The sequence below is a fragment of the Variovorax sp. RO1 genome (assembly GCF_002849325.1).
Classification (GTDB): domain Bacteria; phylum Pseudomonadota; class Gammaproteobacteria; order Burkholderiales; family Burkholderiaceae_C; genus Variovorax.
The window spans coordinates 1679685-1696648 of the sequence record NZ_PKMT01000001.1; the positions used below are offsets into that span (position 1 = coordinate 1679685).

At 68.9% G+C, this 16964-nt stretch carries 18 protein-coding genes; 10 read left to right on the forward strand and 8 right to left on the reverse strand.

What is annotated here, in order from left to right; genetic code table 11:
* Positions 1–7 precede the first annotated feature (7 nt).
* From CY658_RS08160 to CY658_RS08170, 3 genes are read left to right on the forward strand one after another with little or no spacing between them, the layout of a single operon-like run.
* Entirely contained in the window at positions 8–757 is a 750-nt protein-coding gene (locus CY658_RS08160; protein WP_101489644.1) for a fimbrial biogenesis chaperone, read from the forward strand.
* A complete protein-coding gene (locus tag CY658_RS08165; RefSeq protein ID WP_101489645.1) occupies positions 714–3122 on the forward strand; it encodes a fimbria/pilus outer membrane usher protein in 2409 nt (802 codons plus the stop codon). The genes CY658_RS08160 and CY658_RS08165 overlap by 44 nt, the downstream gene beginning before the upstream one ends.
* Entirely contained in the window at positions 3110–4090 is a 981-nt protein-coding gene (locus tag CY658_RS08170) for a Csu type fimbrial protein (protein ID WP_101489646.1), read from the forward strand. Before CY658_RS08165 ends, CY658_RS08170 begins: the two co-directional genes overlap by 13 nt.
* Before the next feature lie 6 nt (positions 4091–4096).
* Here CY658_RS08170 and CY658_RS08175 read toward each other — a convergent pair whose 3' ends face one another.
* The 4 genes from CY658_RS08175 to cadR all read right to left on the reverse strand — a co-directional run bounded on the left by CY658_RS08175 (position 4097) and on the right by cadR (position 6240).
* A complete protein-coding gene (locus CY658_RS08175) occupies positions 4097–4534 on the reverse strand; it encodes an SRPBCC family protein (RefSeq protein ID WP_101489647.1) in 438 nt (145 codons plus the stop codon).
* Positions 4535–4636: 102 nt separating this feature from the next.
* Entirely contained in the window at positions 4637–5428 is a 792-nt protein-coding gene (map, locus tag CY658_RS08180) for a type I methionyl aminopeptidase (RefSeq protein ID WP_101489648.1), read from the reverse strand.
* Positions 5428–5688 (reverse strand): ParD-like family protein, encoded by a 261-nt coding sequence (locus CY658_RS08185; RefSeq protein WP_062482851.1) that lies wholly within the window; start codon positions 5686–5688, stop codon positions 5428–5430. Before CY658_RS08185 ends, map begins: the two co-directional genes overlap by 1 nt.
* A gap of 81 nt (positions 5689–5769) precedes the next feature.
* The gene (gene cadR, locus CY658_RS08190; RefSeq protein WP_101489649.1) at positions 5770–6240 is read right to left on the reverse strand and encodes a Cd(II)/Pb(II)-responsive transcriptional regulator; all 471 of its coding nucleotides are present in this window, start codon (positions 6238–6240) and stop codon (positions 5770–5772) included.
* Positions 6241–6310: 70 nt separating this feature from the next.
* Between cadR and CY658_RS08195 the strand changes: the two genes are divergently transcribed.
* Entirely contained in the window at positions 6311–8638 is a 2328-nt protein-coding gene (locus tag CY658_RS08195; protein ID WP_101489650.1) for a heavy metal translocating P-type ATPase, read from the forward strand.
* 11 nt (positions 8639–8649) lie between these two features.
* Here CY658_RS08195 and CY658_RS32720 read toward each other — a convergent pair whose 3' ends face one another.
* On the reverse strand, positions 8650–8937 hold the full coding sequence (locus CY658_RS32720; RefSeq protein ID WP_180838891.1) for a hypothetical protein: 288 nt from the start codon (positions 8935–8937) through the stop codon (positions 8650–8652).
* Positions 8938–8943: 6 nt separating this feature from the next.
* Between CY658_RS32720 and CY658_RS32725 the strand changes: the two genes are divergently transcribed.
* A complete protein-coding gene (locus tag CY658_RS32725; RefSeq protein WP_180838892.1) occupies positions 8944–9165 on the forward strand; it encodes a hypothetical protein in 222 nt (73 codons plus the stop codon).
* Between the two features lie 67 nt (positions 9166–9232).
* Here CY658_RS32725 and CY658_RS08205 read toward each other — a convergent pair whose 3' ends face one another.
* Positions 9233–9808: a carboxymuconolactone decarboxylase family protein gene (locus CY658_RS08205; protein WP_257884785.1), complete on the reverse strand. Its 576-nt coding sequence runs from the start codon at positions 9806–9808 to the stop codon at positions 9233–9235.
* Positions 9809–9919: 111 nt separating this feature from the next.
* Between CY658_RS08205 and CY658_RS08210 the strand changes: the two genes are divergently transcribed.
* Together CY658_RS08210 and CY658_RS08215 are read left to right on the forward strand one after the other, a co-directional pair.
* A complete protein-coding gene (locus tag CY658_RS08210) occupies positions 9920–10243 on the forward strand; it encodes a winged helix-turn-helix transcriptional regulator (protein ID WP_101489653.1) in 324 nt (107 codons plus the stop codon).
* Between the two features lie 39 nt (positions 10244–10282).
* Positions 10283–11533 carry a cation:proton antiporter gene (locus tag CY658_RS08215; RefSeq protein ID WP_101489654.1) on the forward strand — a complete coding sequence of 417 codons (1251 nt, stop codon included), beginning with the start codon at positions 10283–10285 and terminating at the stop codon, positions 11531–11533.
* A gap of 9 nt (positions 11534–11542) precedes the next feature.
* On the opposite strand, the gene CY658_RS08220 is transcribed toward CY658_RS08215, so the two are convergent.
* Both CY658_RS08220 and CY658_RS08225 read right to left on the reverse strand, forming a co-directional pair.
* The gene (locus tag CY658_RS08220; protein ID WP_101489655.1) at positions 11543–12871 is read right to left on the reverse strand and encodes a heavy metal sensor histidine kinase; all 1329 of its coding nucleotides are present in this window, start codon (positions 12869–12871) and stop codon (positions 11543–11545) included.
* On the reverse strand, positions 12868–13545 hold the full coding sequence (locus CY658_RS08225; RefSeq protein WP_099791124.1) for a heavy metal response regulator transcription factor: 678 nt from the start codon (positions 13543–13545) through the stop codon (positions 12868–12870). Before CY658_RS08225 ends, CY658_RS08220 begins: the two co-directional genes overlap by 4 nt.
* A gap of 162 nt (positions 13546–13707) precedes the next feature.
* Between CY658_RS08225 and CY658_RS08230 the strand changes: the two genes are divergently transcribed.
* From CY658_RS08230 to CY658_RS08240, 3 genes are all read left to right on the forward strand, one after another.
* A complete protein-coding gene (locus CY658_RS08230; RefSeq protein ID WP_101489656.1) occupies positions 13708–14082 on the forward strand; it encodes a hypothetical protein in 375 nt (124 codons plus the stop codon).
* 104 nt (positions 14083–14186) lie between these two features.
* Positions 14187–15530: a TolC family protein gene (locus CY658_RS08235; RefSeq protein WP_101489657.1), complete on the forward strand. Its 1344-nt coding sequence runs from the start codon at positions 14187–14189 to the stop codon at positions 15528–15530.
* Between the two features lie 27 nt (positions 15531–15557).
* Positions 15558–16952 carry an efflux RND transporter periplasmic adaptor subunit gene (locus tag CY658_RS08240; protein WP_101489658.1) on the forward strand — a complete coding sequence of 465 codons (1395 nt, stop codon included), beginning with the start codon at positions 15558–15560 and terminating at the stop codon, positions 16950–16952.
* Positions 16953–16964 lie beyond the last annotated feature (12 nt).

Consider the following 16964-nt stretch of genomic DNA (forward strand, 5'->3'; position numbering starts at 1 on the left):
CTGAATCGTGAGACGTGCACTTGCCATCGGGGGACTGTGGGGCGCATGCCTGCTGTGCGGCGGTGCGGTCCAGGCGGCCGGCCTGCAGGTCTCGCCTGTCACCCTGACGCTGGCGCCGACGCGGCAGGCCGACGGGCTCTGGCTGAGCAACACGGGGCCGGCGCCGCTGGACGCGCAGATCCGCGTGTTCCGATGGACGCAGGTGGACGGGCAGGACCGCATGGAGCCGGCGGAAGGACTGATCGTCAGCCCGCCCATGCTGCAACTGCCCATCGACGGACGGCAACTGGTGCGCGTGATCCGCAACGGCCCGCCGCCCGCGGGTGCGGCCGAAGAGGCCTACCGCGTGCTGGTGGATGAATTGCCCGTGCCCCAGGCGGCGGGCGCGGCGACGGACGGCAAGAAGAGCAGCCTGAACTTCGTGATGCGGCACTCGCTGCCCATCTTCGTTTCTCCGGCAGGCGTGGAGCCGGCCCCCGCGCAGTTGCGCTGGAGCCTGCGCAGCGAGGGCGGCAAGGCCGTGCTGGAAGTCAGCAACAGCGGCGGGGTGCATGCCCAGCTGGCGGATCTTGTATTCACCGGCGCGGACGGTCGTGCCGTCAGCGCCTACAACGGCTTGCTGGGCTATGTGCTGCCTGGCGCCACCATGCGCTGGCCGCTGAAGACGCCGCCCGCCGCCGTGTCGGGCGCGGGCCGCTGGCAGGTCATGATCGATGGCAGAACAACAGCCGCCGACCTCGCGCCGCTGGCGCGCTGAGCGGGCCCGATGCGCTGCGAGGGCCTGGCTGGCCCCGTTTGCGTTGGCCCCGCTGGTGCTGGCCCTGACCGCGCTCCCCGCCCTGGCAGCGCCCGCCGCCCAGGCCGTGCCGGGTGCCATGACGCTGTACCTGGAGGTCAGTCTCAACGGCATGGCGCGCGGGCTGCACCCGTTTCGCCTGGAGGCCGGGGCCTTGTGGGCCTCCCGCGCGGTGCTGCGCGAACTGAGTTTCTCCCTGCCCGACAGTGGCGCGGAATGGCTGCCCCTGCGCGATCGGCCTGAACTGGTGGTGGCCTACGATGCCGCGCGCCAGCAACTGGCCCTGACCGCGCCGCTGGCGATGCTGAGCCTGCCCACGGCCACGGTGGGGCAGGCGGCAGTCACCGCGCAGCCCCTGAGCACATCCACCGGCCTGCTGCTGAACTACGACCTCTATGGCACCCGGGGCGCGGGCGGCAGCAGCAGCCTGAGCGCCTTCGGCGAGCTGCGCGCGTTCCGCGGCGCCAGCGTGCTCAGCACCACCTGGCTGATGCAGCGCACGCGCGACCACAGTGGCTCGAAGGACCAGTCCGTGCGCATGGACAGCACCTGGAGCATGGCCTTCCCCGACAAGATGCTCACCCTGCGCGTGGGCGACACGCTCACCGGCGCCGTGCCCTGGTCGCGCGCCACGCGCATCGGCGGCATCCAGCTGTCGCGTGACTTCGGTCTGCAGCCCTACCGGCAGACCGCACCGCTGCCCAGCTTCATCGGCTCGGCCACGATGCCTTCAGACGTGGAGCTGTTCATCGACGGCATCCGCCAGTACAGCGGCCAGGTGCCGGCGGGGCCCTTCCAGCTCAACGCGCTGCCGCGCATCAACAGCACGGGCACGGCGCAGGTGGTGGTGACCGACGCGCTGGGCCGCGCCGCCACGCTGAGCTTTTCGCTCTTCGACAGCAACCGCCTGCTGGCGCCCGGGCTGACCGATTGGACCGTCGACTTGGGCGTGGTGCGCCGCAACTACGGCCTGCGCTCCTTCGACTACGGCAAGCAGCCGGTGCTGACCGGCACCTGGCGCCGGGGCCTCAGCGACAGCTTCACGATGGAGGCCCATGGCGAAGTGACACGCGGACTGGCACTGGCCGGCGCCGGAGGCGTGTGGCAACTGGGCGCCGCGGGCACGCTGTCGGGGGCGCTGGCGGGCAGCCGGCACGACGCCGACACCCCCGGCGGCAGCCGCAGCGGCACGCAGACCAGCCTGGGCTACCTGTGGCGCCAGGAGCGCCTGTCGGTCGGCCTGAACGGCACGCGCACCCAGGGCGACTACCGCGATGTGGCGACCGCCTACGGCTCGGCCCCGGCCAAGGGCAGCGCCAGCGCGAGCGTGGGCTACGACATGGGCAGCCTGGGCAACGTCAGCGTCAGCTACCTCTATTTGCGCCCGATGGCGCAGAGCGCGTCGCGCTACGCCAGCGTGAACTGGTTCCGTTCGATCGGGCGCGCGTCCTCGGTCTCCGTGGGCATGAACCAGAACCTGGACAAGCGCAGCGACCGCGGCGTCTTCGTCAGCCTGAGCTGGTCGTGGGACGCGCAGACCAGCGTGAGCGCCAGCGTGCAGCGCAGCGGCGACCAGGGCACGGTCGGCACCGTCAGCGCGCAGCAGTCCCCCCTCGGCGACGGTGGCTGGGGCTGGCGTGCCACCGCGCGTGCGGGCGGCGGTGCGCCGGGCGGGCAGGCCGAAGTCAACTACCTGGGTCCCTACGGTCGCGTGCAGGCCGGGGTGAGCGAGATGGGTGGCGGCCGTGCCAGCCGCTACGCCTATGCGGGCGCCAGCGGTGCGCTGGTGCTGATGGGCGGCGGCGTGCTGGCCGCGCGGCGCATCGACGACGCCTTTGCGGTGGTGGACACCGACGGCGTGGCCGGCGTGCCCGTGAAGCTCGAGAATCGCCCGGTGGGGCAGACGAATTCGAGCGGGCTGCTGCTGGTCGTGCCGGTGAACGCCTACCAGAACAACAAGCTCGCGATCGACCCGATGGACCTGCCCGCCGACGTGCGCATCGAGCGCGCCGAGGCCCTGGTCACCCCCGCCGGCCGGTCGGGCGCGCGGGCGCGTTTCAGCATCACGCCCGTGCGGGCCGCCCACGTGGCACTGTTGGACGCGCAGGGCCAGCCCTTGCCGCTGGGCAGCCGGGTGCAGGTGAACGCGCAGGGCGGCAGCGGTGCGGTGGTGGGCTATGACGGCTGGGTGTACCTGGACACGCTGGATGTGCGCAACACGCTGGCCGTCCGCACGCCCGATGGCGCGATGTGCCAGGCGCAGTTCGATTGGCGGCGCCCCGAGGGCGGTGGTTTGCAGAAAGAGCGGTTGACATGCGTACGTTGAGATTTGTGCTGGCGCTGGTGTCCGCGTGGCTGCTGGCCATGGGCGCGGCGCATGCCGACCCGAGCTGCTGGGTCGCCACCCAGCCGAGCTTCGCCTTCGGCACCGTCACGGCTTCATCGGCGGTGGACACCACCGCCACGGTCGGCTTTACCTGCCAGAACGACACCGGCCAGGTGATGTACATGAACTACTGCGTGTACGTTTACCAGGGCAGCGAGATCGCCGGCTACGCCCCGCGCTACATGACCAACTGGAACGGCGCGCAGATGGCCTACAACATCTACGCCGACGCGGCCCGCAGCGGCATCGTCGGCCCGCCGCCGGGCGGCGGCACTTATGCCAGCGCGGGGGGCTCGTTCGTGCTGCCGGCCAGCGGCGGCAACGTCGCGTTGAACATCCCGCTCTATGGCCGCGTGCCGTCGGGGCAATCGCTGGTGGCGGGCAGCTACCAGTCCAACATCTACAACTCCGAGGTCGTCTGGGGCATGAAGAGCGGCAATGCGCCCGACAGTTGCACCGCGACTTCGGCCAAGTACGTCGGCAGGACGACCTTCTACACGCAGGTCACGGCCACCTATTCCAATGCATGCACCGTCAGCGTGGCGGCCACCGACCTGGACTTCGGCAGTGCCAACTCGCTGGCGTCCGCGGTCAACGGCACGGCCGCCATCACGATGGCCTGCCCGCCGAGCACCGCCTGGAAGGTGGGGCTGAGCAATGGCGCGAACGTGGCGGGAACACAGCGGCGCATGGCAGGCGCTGCAGGTGCTGGGGGTGACTACATCCAGTACGAGCTGTACCGCGATGCCGCGCGCTCGCTGCGCTGGGGCAACACCGCCGGCACCGACACGGTCGACGGCAGCGGCAACCCCGGCAGCGCCATCCCGGTCTATGGGCGGGTGCCGGCCCAGACCAATGTGACGCCGGGCAGCTACAGCGACACGGTCACCGTCACGGTGACGTACTAGAGCCCGTCAGGCGTCGGTGCGAAGCGGCGCGTGGCGCTGCTCCGCATAGGCCTTCAGCGACTGCATGGTCCGAGGCAGCCCCTTGCGAAGTTGCTTGGCAACGCCGGGCCCGAACAGGAAGGCCAGGCCCCCCGTGAACCACACGCGGTGCGCGACTTCCGAGCCGCCGGCGACCGGCGACACCGTGTGCTCGAAGTGCATGCGGAACAGCGGGATGTGGCCTTCGACGGTGAACGATCGGCCCTCGGTGCGCTCCGTGACGGCCATCGGCACGCCCATGCCTTTGCTGGGAACGATCCGCCCCTTGGTTCCCACAGCGAAGGGACCGTTGAGCCGGGCCTGCTTGGTGTCCGGGTCCCACAGATGCCATTGGTCGACCTCGCTCCAGATGTGGTCGATGACCGTGGGCGGGACTGCGATGTGGATGCGTTCTTCGATGTGCATGAGGAGGGTCAGGAGTAGGCGCGAAGCCTAATGCACTGCGTCCGGCAGAACCTGCGATGCAGCCTCGGCGACGAGGGGCATTGAGGCGCCAGCCCTGGGGCTTCAAACCGGCGCGTAGGCTCCCGTACCGCCTGGCCAGGCCGTCAGCACCTCGTACCCGTCGGCCGTCACCGCCACCATGTGCTCCCACTGCGCGGACAGCGACCGGTCCTTCGTCACGACGGTCCACCCGTCGGCCAGCTGCTTCGTTTCGGCGCGGCCCGCATTGAGCATCGGCTCGATGGTGAAGACCATGCCCGGCTCCAGCACGAGGCCCGCGCCGCGCCGCCCGAAGTGCAACACCTGCGGTTCGTCGTGGTAGATCTGGCCGATGCCGTGTCCGCAGTACTCGCGCACCACGCTGAAATGCTCGCGCTGGGCAACCGACTGGATGGCGTGGCCCACATCGCCCAGCGTCGCGCCGGGCTTCACCTGCCGGATGCCGGCGCACATGGCTTCGTACGTCGTCTCCACCAGGCGCCGCGCCAGCACGCCGGGTTCGCCGACGAAGAACATGCGGCTGGTGTCGCCGAACCAGCCGTCCTTGTTGACCGCGACATCGATGTTGACGATGTCGCCCTTCTTCAGGATCTTGTCGGGCGAGGGGATGCCGTGGCACACCACCTGGTTGACCGAGGTGAGGATGGTCTTCGGATAGCCCAGGTAGCCCACGTTGGCGGGAACGGCGCCTTGCACCTTCACGATGTGGTCGTGGCAGAGGCGGTCGAGCGCATCGGTGCTCACACCGGGCACGACGTGGGGCTCGATCATGGCCAGGACCTCCGCGGCCAGCTGGGCGGCCCGCCGCGCCATCACCAGTTCTTCGGCCGACCGGAGGGGAACGTCGTGTGCCATCAGTGCTGCTTGCCGTTCGCGGGAGCGCGAGGCTTGCCGGGTGGCGCCGCAGTGACCGTCGCGGCAATGTCCAGGCCGCCCGAAAGCTCGGCCTGTATCAGCAGCTGACAGACCTCCCGGTAGTCCAGGTCGGGGTGCATCTCGGTCAGCATGCCGACCCGCATCCAGTGCTCTGCCTGTGCATTGATCGACCGGCTGAGGGCGTTGCCCGCCACACGCAGGTTCTCGTGCATCAGGTCCGAAATCTTGACGATGCCCATGGGCAACCTCTCTATATGAAACGTATACGGATTATATGCATTTCATATGGTCGATCGTTGCAGGGGCCGAAGGCCCTGGCGTCAGGCGCGCTTGGCAGAGGCGCCGTGCAGCGTGCCGTGCACGTGGCCGGCGTGCTGGCCGAAGGGCTCGGGCGTGAGTACAGCGGTGTCCAGCTCCTGCAGGATGCCGCAGGCGCTCGCCGATTCGGGGCCGCCGCACTGCAGGCGCAGCGCCTTCAGCTGCTTTTCCAACGTCTTCAGCTCGGCGATGCGCGAGGCCACGTGGCCGATGTGGTCGTCCAGCAGCTGGTTCACTTCGCCGCAGTCGTCCTGCGGCGCATCGCGGAATTTCAGCAGGCTGCGGATTTCGTCGAGCGTCATGTCCAGCGAGCGGCAGCGGCGGATGAAGCCCAGCCGCTGGGTGTGCTCGTCGTCATAGATGCGGTAGTTGCCGTCGGTGCGCGCGGGCGCGGGCAGCAGCTGCTCGCGTTCGTAGTACCGGATGGTTTCGACCGGCGTGTTCGTGGCCTTGGCCAGTTCACCGATTTTCATGATGCGGCATCTCAAGGAAGTGGCAATCAACGGTTGACTCTACACCTGCTTCAGGGTTTCCAATGAATGCATGACGAATCAGAACACCCTGAATCAGCCGGTGCCGCGTGCAGCGCCGCATGACCACGACCATGACCACGGGCACAGCCATGGACACGACCATGCGCACGATCACGCGCATGCCCACGCCCCCGCAGCACAGGAAACGGCCTGCTGCGGCAGCCCCGTGTGCGGGAGCACCCCGGCGTCTGCCGAGCCCGCCGATCTGCCGAAGGGCGCCGTGCTGTTTCGCATTCCCACCATGGACTGCGCGGTGGAAGAGTCCGAAATCCGCCGCGCCCTCGAGTCCGTCGCGGGCGTGAAGGGCCTGCGCTTTCGCTTGGGCGAACGCACGCTGGCCCTCACGACCGAAGACGGCGCGCTGCCCGCCGCGCTCGAAGCCATCCGCCAGGCCGGCTTCAAGCCCGAGCCCGTGGCTGCGTCGGGCGCGCAGAAGGCGGAGCCCGCGCGCTTTGCCGGCATGTCGACCGGCCTCGCACGCCTCGTCGCCGCGCTGGTGCTGGCCATCGCGGCCGAGACCGTGTCCTTCCTCGCGCTCGACGGCGTGGGCTTCATGGCCGCCGAGATGGGGCTCGCGCTCGCGGCCATCGCGCTGGCCGGCCTCGACACCTACAAGAAGGGTTTTGCCGCGCTGGTGCGCGGGCGCCTCAACATCAATGCACTGATGGCCGTCGCCGTCACGGGCGCCTTCATCATCGGCCAGTGGCCCGAGGCCGCGATGGTGATGGCGCTGTACGCCATTGCCGAACTCATCGAGGCCCGCGCCGTCGACCGTGCGCGCAACGCCATCCAGAGCCTGCTCGCGCTCGCGCCCGAACAGGCCGAGGTGCGGCAGCCCGACGGCAGCTGGCAGACCGTGCGCGCCGACGCGGTGGCGCTCGATGCCGTCGCGCGCATCCGTCCCGGCGAGCGCGTGCCGCTGGACGGCGTGGTGCTCGAAGGCGCCAGTGCCATCGACCAGGCGCCGGTCACGGGCGAGAGCATTCCGGTCGACAAGGCCGCGGGCGATGCGGTGTTTGCCGGCACCATCAACCAGACCGGCGCGCTGGTGTTCCGCGTGACGGCCGTGGCGGCCAACACCACGCTCGCGCGCATCACCCACGCGGTCGAAGAGGCGCAGGGTTCGCGCGCGCCCACACAGCGCTTCGTCGACAAGTTCGCCGCCATCTACACGCCCACCGTCTTCGTGCTGGCACTGGCCGTCGCTGTGCTCACGCCGTGGCTCATGAACTGGACCTGGGTGCAAGCCATCTACAAGGCGCTGGTGCTGCTGGTCATCGCCTGCCCGTGCGCGCTGGTCATCTCCACGCCCGTGACGGTCGTGAGCGCGCTGGCCTCGGCCGCGCGGCGCGGCATTCTCATCAAGGGCGGCACCTACCTCGAAGAGGCGCGCAAGCTCAAGGCCGTGGCGCTCGACAAGACCGGCACCATCACCGAAGGCAAGCCCAAGCTGGTCGAGTCGGTACTGATCGACAAGGCGGGTGGCGATGAAGGCGCGGTTTACGCACTGGCCGCCAACATCGCCGGCCGTTCCGACCACCCGGTGTCGAAGGCCATCGCCCAAGGCCTGGGTGGGGCGGTCGAGGAAGTCGGCGACTTCACCGCGCTGCCCGGACGCGGCGTGCAGGCCACGCACGCGGGACAGAGCTACGTGCTGGGCAACCACCGGTTGATCGAAGAGCGCGGCCTGTGCTCGCCGGAACTCGAAGCCGAACTCAAGCGGCACGAAGAGGCGGGCCGCACCGTGACGCTGCTCGCATCGGACACCTCGGTGCTCGCGCTGTTCGCGGTGGCCGACACCATCAAGCCTTCGTCGCAAGCCGCCGTGGCCGAGCTGCGCGCACTGGGCGTGACGCCCGTGATGCTCACCGGCGACAACACCGCCACCGCGAAGACCATCGGCGCGCACGCCGGCATCGACGACGTGCGCGGCAACTTGTTGCCCGAAGAAAAGCTCGACGCCATCCAGGCGATGCAGCAGCGCTACGGCGCCGTCGCGATGACCGGCGACGGCATCAACGACGCCCCGGCATTGGCCAAGGCCGACATCGGCTTCGCCATGGGCGGCGCCGGCACCGACACCGCGATGGAAGCGGCCGACGTGGTCATCATGAACGACGACCTGCGCCGCATCCCCGAAACCATCCGCCTGTCGCGCCGTGCGCATGCCGTGCTGTGGCAGAACATCACCCTCGCACTCGGCATCAAGGGCGTGTTCTTCGTGCTCGCGGTGTTCGGCAGCGCAACCATGTGGATGGCGGTGTTCGCCGACATGGGGGCGAGCCTGCTGGTGGTGGCGAACGGATTGCGGTTGATGCGGACCGAGAAGCAGGCATAGCGCGGAGCGAATCAGTCCGTGTTGGAGAAGAGCAGGTGAAAGACGCGATCCCAAGGCTCCCTGCCGAGGCAATACTCGTAGGGTGTGATGTCTTCAGGGAGTTGCTTTTTCGCTTGCTCTGGAGAGAGCACGTCGTAGCCTGCGGCCTCGACGAGTGAAAAGACGGAGCGCTCAAACTCCGATACAGAGTCCTCCGAAACCAAGAGTTCGTCGGGTTCCAGTCCGCTATAGGAGAAATCAGTTTTGCTGATGCCTGCGGTTTGCCGCCCAATCGCGGCAAAAGGACCCAGCAGGCTCATGCAGACGTGAAGGCCTTCGACTTCTCCGTTGTCGCCGCACCGAGCGTGGACGAATACGGCTGCGTAGGTGGAGAGGCCGCCGTTGGCGAACGTCAGAACCTGAGAGCAAGGCAGCGCCTGGAGTTGGGATACCAGGGGAACCACGACCCTGTTGTAGAAGTCGCCCTCACGCCCGCACGCTGGAGCAATGGGTTGCCAATCCTGAAGCTTCTGGAGGTCGTCGTGTGAGAGCATTTCCTGAAAGAAAGGTCAGTGCGGAGCGGGCCTTTTAGCATGCATCACAAGGGACTCGGGCCTACCAGCGCGCCGCCCACGTCTCCAGCGGCACCCGCGCCGCATTGCACACATAGCTCACCGCGTGGTACCACCCCGCGAGCATCATCAGCTCGATGAGTTGCGCGTGGCTCCAGTGCGCGTTCAGCGCCTCCCACAGCGCATCGTCGATGGTGCCGGTGTCGTGCAGCTGGTCGACCATTGCGATCAGCAATGCGTCTTTCGGCGCCAGCTGTGCAAGGTCGCCATCCATCGACGCCGTCGCGCGCCGCTCGGCTTCGCCCAATCCGGCGGCGTCTGCAAAGCCGGTCCAGTGCACGCCCCATTCGTACTCGGCGCCGCAGCGCGCGCAGACCCGCAGGATGACCAGTTCGCGGTCGCGCAGGTCGATGGCGGCGTGGCGGCCCAGCAGGTAGCGGCCGAGGTCGAGCGTGCGCTCGGCCAGCGCGGGGTTCACGGCCAGCACCTTGAAGAGCGACAGCACCTCGGGCGCCTGCGGCGGCGTCATGCGCGTGAGCAGCGTGCCGATGGCATCGGGGTAGGGCGGCTGGAGCGGCGCGATCCTCGGGGTCGGGATGGGCAGGGCAGTGGAAGGCACGGTGATTCCTTTCATAGAATGCGGTGAAATCGCTACGGAATGCGTAGCGACCAATGCAGTCTATGGCTACGAAATCCGTAGCGCAAGGCCTCGCTTCGACAAGGAAGACACATGGACGACACCGAGGCCCCCGCCCCCGCCCCGCGCCGACCCATCATGCGGCTACTCGAGCAGCTGGGCCGCAAGGGCACGCTGCGCCTTTTGTGGGAGCTGCGCGATGGCCAGCCGCAGAGTTTTCGCGTGCTGCGCGAGCATGCCGACCAGATGTCGCCTTCGGTGCTGAACGACCGGCTCAAGGAGCTGCGCGCGGCCGGCATCGTCACGCTGTCCGATGCGGGCTACGTGCTCACCGAGGCGGGCGGCGAGCTCGTCAAGCGGCTGACGCCGCTCAACCAGTGGGCCGACCGGTGGATCGAGCCCGGAGCGTCGAACTAACATCGAGCGAGTTCTTTCGCCCTCACGGTTTTCCCGCCCATGTCCGTCACCACCCTCCTGCTGCAACTCGTCGTCATCCTCACCACCGCGCGCCTGTGCGGCTGGGTGCTGCGCCATGTGGGGCAGCCGAGCGTGGTGGGCGAGATGGCGGCGGGGCTGATGCTCGGGCCGGCCGTCATGGGCACCTTGTTTCCGTCGCTGCATGTGCAGCTGTTCGCCAAGGAGTCGCTGCAGGGGCTGTCGTCGCTGGCGACGGTGGGGCTCGTGTTGTTCATGTTCGTCGTCGGCCTGGAGCTGCGGGCCACGCGCAACATGCGCGCCCAACTCAAGGCGGCCGGGGCGGTGGGCGTGCTGAGCGTGGCGGTGCCGGTGGTGCTGGGCATCGCGATCTCGCCGATGCTGCACCCCACGCTCGCGCCGGCCGGCGTGGGCTTCTGGCCCTTTGCGCTGTTCATGGCAGCGGCGCTGTCGATCACGGCCTTTCCGGTGATGGCGCGCATCCTGAAAGACCGCGGCATGACGCGCACGCCCTTCGGCCAGCTCTCGCTGAGCGCGGCGGCGGTGGTCGATGTGTTCGCGTGGATCCTGCTGGCCTTCGTGGTCGCGACCATCGGCGCGGGCGAGGGCTATGCCGGCCTGCTCAAGACCTCGGTCGGCGTGGTGGTGCTGCTGGCCTTCCTGTTCTTCGGGCTGAAGCCGGCCTTTGCGTGGCTGCTGCGCGTGAAGGCGCCCGACGGCGAGCCGTCGACCACGCTGATGGCCTCGCTCATGATTGGCCTCTTGCTGTGCGCGCTGCTGACCGAATGGCTGCACCTGCATGCGGTGTTTGGCGCCTTCCTGTTCGGCGCCTGCCTGCCGCGCGACGACCGCCTGCTGCGCTCGTTGAGCGAGCGTATCGAACCCATCTCCATCGTCGTGCTGATGCCGCTGTTCTTCGCGCTCGCGGGGCTGGGCACCACGGCCAACGCGTTCTCGGGCGCGAGCCTGGGTGCGATGCTGCTGATCGTGGGCGTGGCCACCGTAGGCAAGATCGCGGGCGGCGCAGCGGGCGCGCGCATCGCGGGCTACAGCTGGCGCGACAGCCTGGCCACCGGCTCGCTGATGAACGCGCGCGGGCTGATGGAACTCATCGTCATGAAGATCGGCCTCGACGTCGGCCTGATCGGCCCCGAGCTGTTCACGATGCTGCTGGTGATGGCGCTCGCCACCACCGCGATGACCGGGCCGCTGATGACGCTGTGCATCGGCCGCAAGGCCCGGCCCGCCGAGACGGCGCACGCCGAGCCCTGAGCTCGCGCTTCAGCCGTTGCGGCGCATGCTGAACCCGATGCGCGTCTCGCCGCTCTGGCTCGACGCGAACACCTCGCCGCCATGCATGCGCGCGATCGCTTCGACGATCGACAGGCCCAGCCCATGGTGGCGCGTGGAGCCGTCGCGCGCCTGGGCCGCGCGGTAGAAGCGCTCGAACAGGCGCGGCAATGCCTCGGGGTCGATGGCCGCACCGCGGTTGACCACGGCGATGGTGTTGTGTTCGCCGCCAGGGCCCGCCGCAATCTCGATGCGCACCGTCGAAGCCGGTTCGGCAAAACGGATCGCGTTGCCCAGGAGGTTGAACAGGGCACGCCGGATCAACCCCGCATCCGCCTCGGCCACGGCCTCGCCATGCACCTCGGCGCGCAGGCCGGCTTCGTCGAGCATGGCGTCGTAGAAATCGATCACGTCGCGCGCCTGGTCTGCCAGGTTCACCTGCGCCTTTGAGCGCGCCGAGGTGCCGCGGTCGGCTTTGGAGAGAAACAGCATGTCGGTCACGATGCCCGAGAGCCGCCCCATCTCCTCGAGGTTGGAGGCCAGCACGCCTTGCAGTTCCTCGTTGCTGCGCGGACGCGTCAGCGCGACTTCGGTGGACCCGAGCAGGTTGGCCAGCGGCGTGCGCAGCTCGTGCGCCACGTCGGCATTGAACGACTCCAGCTGCACGTAGGCGCGCTGCACGCGCGCCAGCAGCGCGTTGAACTGCGTGATCCACGGGCGCAGCTCTTCCGCGAAGGCGCCGGGGTCGATGGGCTGGTGGACATGGTCGGGCGTGATGGCCGCGGTGCGTTCGGCCAGCACCTTCAAGGGCCGCAGCCCGCGCCGCACCAGCCACGTGCCGGTGAGCGACACCAGCGCCGTGCCGAGCACCACGGCGCCCAGCAGCGTCCACGCGAGTCGTTCAAGCAGCCGGGTGTCTTGCGCGATGTTCACGCCGACCTGCACCGACAGGTTGGTGTGGAAGTTGGCGTTCTGCCAGGGCACGACGATGGTTCGCCGCAGCCAGCGGCCCTGCGGCGGGGGCACGGACTGGAAGAGTTCGTGACCCGCGTTCGCAATCGTCAGCGTCACGTCGTCCTGCATCGAGAAGAAGTCGTTGAGCTTGTGCCGCAGAAAGACCAGGTCGCCGCCTTTCTCGGCCTCTTTCAGCAGGTGCTCGACGAGCACCGTCTTCTGGTCGAGCGCATCGCGCTGCTTGGCGCCGAAGCTCCAGGCCGTGACGAAGTAGATCGCCAGGCAGACGATGCTCAGGCCGAACAGCGTCTGTGCGGCGAACCAGAACGAGAGCCGGCTCTGGATCGAATGCGGCTTCGGGCTCATGCCCAGGAGCGATCCTCGAGCACGTAGCCCATGCCGCGAACGGTGTGCAGCAGCTTCACGTCGAAGGGGTCGTCGATCTTGCTGCGCAGGCGGCGAATGGCCACCTCGACCACGTTGGTGTCGCTGTCGAAGTTCATGTCCCACACCTGCTCGGCGAGCGTGGAGCGCGACAAGATCTGCCCGCGCCGGCGCAGCAGCACCACGAGCAGCGTGAACTCCTTGGCCGTGAGGTCCAGCCGCGTACGGTTGCGCACGCACTTGCGGCTCACGAGGTCGAGCTCCAGGTCGGCCAGGCGCAGCACCGTCGGCTCCTGCGTCTTGCCGCGCCGCAGCAGCGCCTGCACGCGCGCCAGCAGCTCCGAGAAAGAGAAAGGCTTCACCAGGTAGTCGTCGGCGCCTTGCTGCAGGCCCTGCACGCGGTCTTCGACCTTGTCGCGCGCGGTGAGCACCAGCACGGGCACGTTCTTCGTGCGGCGAATGGCTTGCAGCACGGCAAAGCCGTCGATGCCGGGGAGCATCACGTCGAGCAGCACCAGCGCGTATTCGCCTTCGGTGGCGAGGTAGCGGCCTTCGATGCCATCGCGGGCAATGTCGACGACGTAGCCGTTCTCCTCCAGCCCTTTTTTGAGGTAGTCGCCCAGTTTGGGTTCGTCTTCGATGACAAGAATTCGCATGGTACGGATCGTACCCAATGCCTCTCGGGAGGCTGGTTACGATTTAGTAATCCTATTGAAAGACAAAGCGCCGACATGGCGTCGTACAGTGCGCCGGGCCCTCGGTTCGCAGGGCTTTTGTCGCTCAGCGCATCACGCGCCGTCGATATACTTTTGTCAAACATGCGCCGCTGGCTTTTGATTTTCCTGCTGTTCCTCTTGCCTTTCCAGTACAGCTGGGCGGCATCGGCAGCCTATTGCCTGCACGAAGGCGATACGCGGGGCGGCCACTGGGGCCACCACGAGGACGAGCCGCGCGGCACCGATCGCACCCATGCGGGCGACGGCGCCAAGAAAGACAGCACCCGCCAGCCCAACGCGGCGGTCGGCCATTGCATCGTCGCCCACTTCGGGCAGGCCCAGCATGCGGACACCGCCACCGCGCTGCCGGCCGAAGCGCCCGTCGCCACGCAGACGCTGCGCGCCGCTTCCACCGAACGCTTCGCCTCGCACATCGCCGAAGTGCCGGTGCGCCCCGACTGGCTTCTCGCCGCCTGATTCGGCGAGAGCACCGCACCTTTTCTCTTTTCTGATTTCAACCATCAGCTGAGCGCTTCTCGCCGAATTCGTCCGTCCGTTGTTTTGCAACCCAGGAGAATTCGATGCGCACGCTTTTCGTGCCGCTGGCCGTGTTGGCCTTGGCGGTACCCCCGGCCTTTTCACAGCAGGTCGCACCGCAGACCCCACAGAACGCGGCCGGTCCCTCGTCGTCCCTGTCGGCATCCGCCCGCACGCTGGAGCCCGAAGGCCCGCTGACGCTGCGCGCCGCCGTCGCGCTGGCGCTGCAGGCCAACCCGGGCCTGTCGGCCGCGCGCCATGAGCAGGCCGCCGCCGATGGCGCCGTGGTGCAGGCCGGTGCCTGGCCCAACCCCACGCTCGACACGCAGCTGGAGGACGTGCGCCGCAACAACCGCACGACCACGCTGCAGCTGAGCCAGCCCATCGAGCTCGGCGGCAAGCGCGCCGCGCGCGTGACGGCGGCCGAGCGTGCGCGCGACCAGGCGGCGTCGGCGCTGTCGGCGCGGCGCGCCGAACTGCGTGCGTCGGCCGTCACCGCCTTCTTCGACGTGCTGACCGCGCAGGAGCGCCTGCGGCTGGCACAAGACTCGGTGGGGCTCGCGCAGATCGCCACCCGCGCCGCGGCCAACCGCGTGGCGGCCGGCAAGGTGTCTCCGCTCGAAGAAACCAAGGCGCGCGTGGCCGAGGCCGGCATCCGCGTCGAACTGCTGCAGGCCGAAGGCACGCTGCGCGCGTCGCGCCAGCTGCTGGCCGCGCTGTGGGGCAACCCGGCGCCGCGCTTCACGCAGGTGGAAGGCGCGGTCGACCAGCTGCCCGCGCAAGCTGCCGCGCCCGAGGTGGCGCGCCGCCTGCCTGATGCGCCCGTGCTGCGCCAGGCCCGGCTCGAGGTCGAGCGCCGCCGCGCGCTGAGCGAACTGGAGCAGGCCCGGCGCATTCCCGATGTGACCGTGTCGCTCGGCGTGAAGCGCGTGCCCGCGTCGGAAGGCGAGGGCGATGCCGTGAGCAGCAGCCGTCGCAACCAGGTGGTGGTGGGCCTGTCGGTGCCGCTGCCGATCTTCGACACCAACCGCGGCAACATCACCGAGGCACTGAGCCGCGAAGACAAGGCGCGCGACGAGCTCGCCGCCGCCGAGCTGCAACTGGGCGCCGACGTGGCGCAGGCCAGCGAGCGCCTGCGCTCCGCGCGCGCCACCGCCGAGACGCTGCAGCGCGACGCACTGCCCGGCGCCGAGACCGCCTACCGCGCCGCCACCAAGGGCTTCGAGCTGGGCAAGTTCAGCTTTCTCGAGGCGCTCGACGCGCAGCGCACGCTGTTCCAGGTGCGCAACCAGTACCTCGTCGCGCTGGCCGACGCGCACCGCGCGGCCGGCGAACTCGACCGCCTGCTGGGCACCGAGGGCGACGACCCCTCCGCGAACGTGCGCTGACGCCACAACCTGAACCGAATTCCGACCATGACCACACCACACAACCGCACCCCTTCCTCCGGCCGCAAGCAGTGGATCGCCATTGCCGCCGTGCTGCTCGCCGGCCTCATCGCCGGCGCGCTCATCCTGCGCACCGCGCCGTCCAAGCCCGCGGGGGACGGCCACTCGGAGTCCGCCGGCCATGCCGACGGCGAGCACCACGAGGAAGACAAGGGCCACGCCAAGGGCAAGGAAGACGACCACGGCCATTCGCACGACGAAGGCCATGGTGACAAGGAACACCACGCGGAAGAGGGCAAGGACGCCGGCAAGGAAGCAGGCAAGGATGCTGGCAAGGAAACGCCCGCATCGGCAGAGCCGCAGAAGGCCGCCGCCAACGCCCACAAGGAAGACGAAGAAAAGATCCCCTTCACCGACGAACAGGTCAAGGCCGCCGGCATCGCGATCGACAGCGTCGGCCCGGCGCGCATCAAGACCTCGCTGCAGCTGCCCGGCGAGATCAAGTTCAACGAAGACCGCACGGCCCACGTGGTGCCGCGTGTGGCGGGCGTGGTCGACAGCGTGTCGGCCAACCTGGGCCAGGAAGTCAAGCGCGGCCAGGTGCTGGCCGTGATCTCCAGCCCCGCGCTCTCGGAGCAGCGCAGCGAACTGCAGACCGCGCAGCGCCGGCTGGCGCTGGCGCGCACCACCCACGACCGCGAGAAGAAACTGTGGGAAGAAAAGATCTCCCCGCAGCAGGACTACCTGCAGGCCGAACAGGCCATGCAGGAGGCGCAGATCGCCGTCGCCAACGCCAACCAGAAGCTGCTGGCGCTGGGCGCCACGCCTGGCTCGTCGGCACTGGGCCGCTACGAGCTGCGCGCACCCTTCGACGGCATGGTGGTCGAAAAGCACATCTCGCTCGGCGAATCGGTGGGCGAGGCGGTCAACGTGTTCACCATTTCCGATCTGTCGACCGTGTGGGCCGAGATCAGCGTGCCCGCCAGCAGCCTGAACCTGGTGCGCGTCGGCGAGGCCGTGACCATCCGCGCGGGTTCCTTCGAGCAGGCCGCGCGCGGCACCGTGTCGTATGTGGGCTCGCTGTTGGGGGCGCAGACGCGCACCGCCACCGCGCGCGTCACGCTCACCAACCCGCAGCGCACCTGGCGCCCGGGCCTGTTCGTGAACGTGGAGCTGGTGGCGTCGGAGGCCGATGCACCCGTCACCGTGTCGGCCGAAGCGGTGCAGACCGTGGACGACCAGCCCACCGTGTTTCTGCGCGTGCCCGGCGGCTTCCTGCCGCAGCACGTGAAGACCGGCCGCAGCGACGGCCAGCGCATCGAGATCGTGGGCGGACTGAAGCCCGGCGCGGCCTATGCGGCCAGCGGCAGCTTCGTCGTGAAGTCGCAGCAGGGCAAGAGCTCTGCCACGCACACCCACTGAGGACGTCGCCCC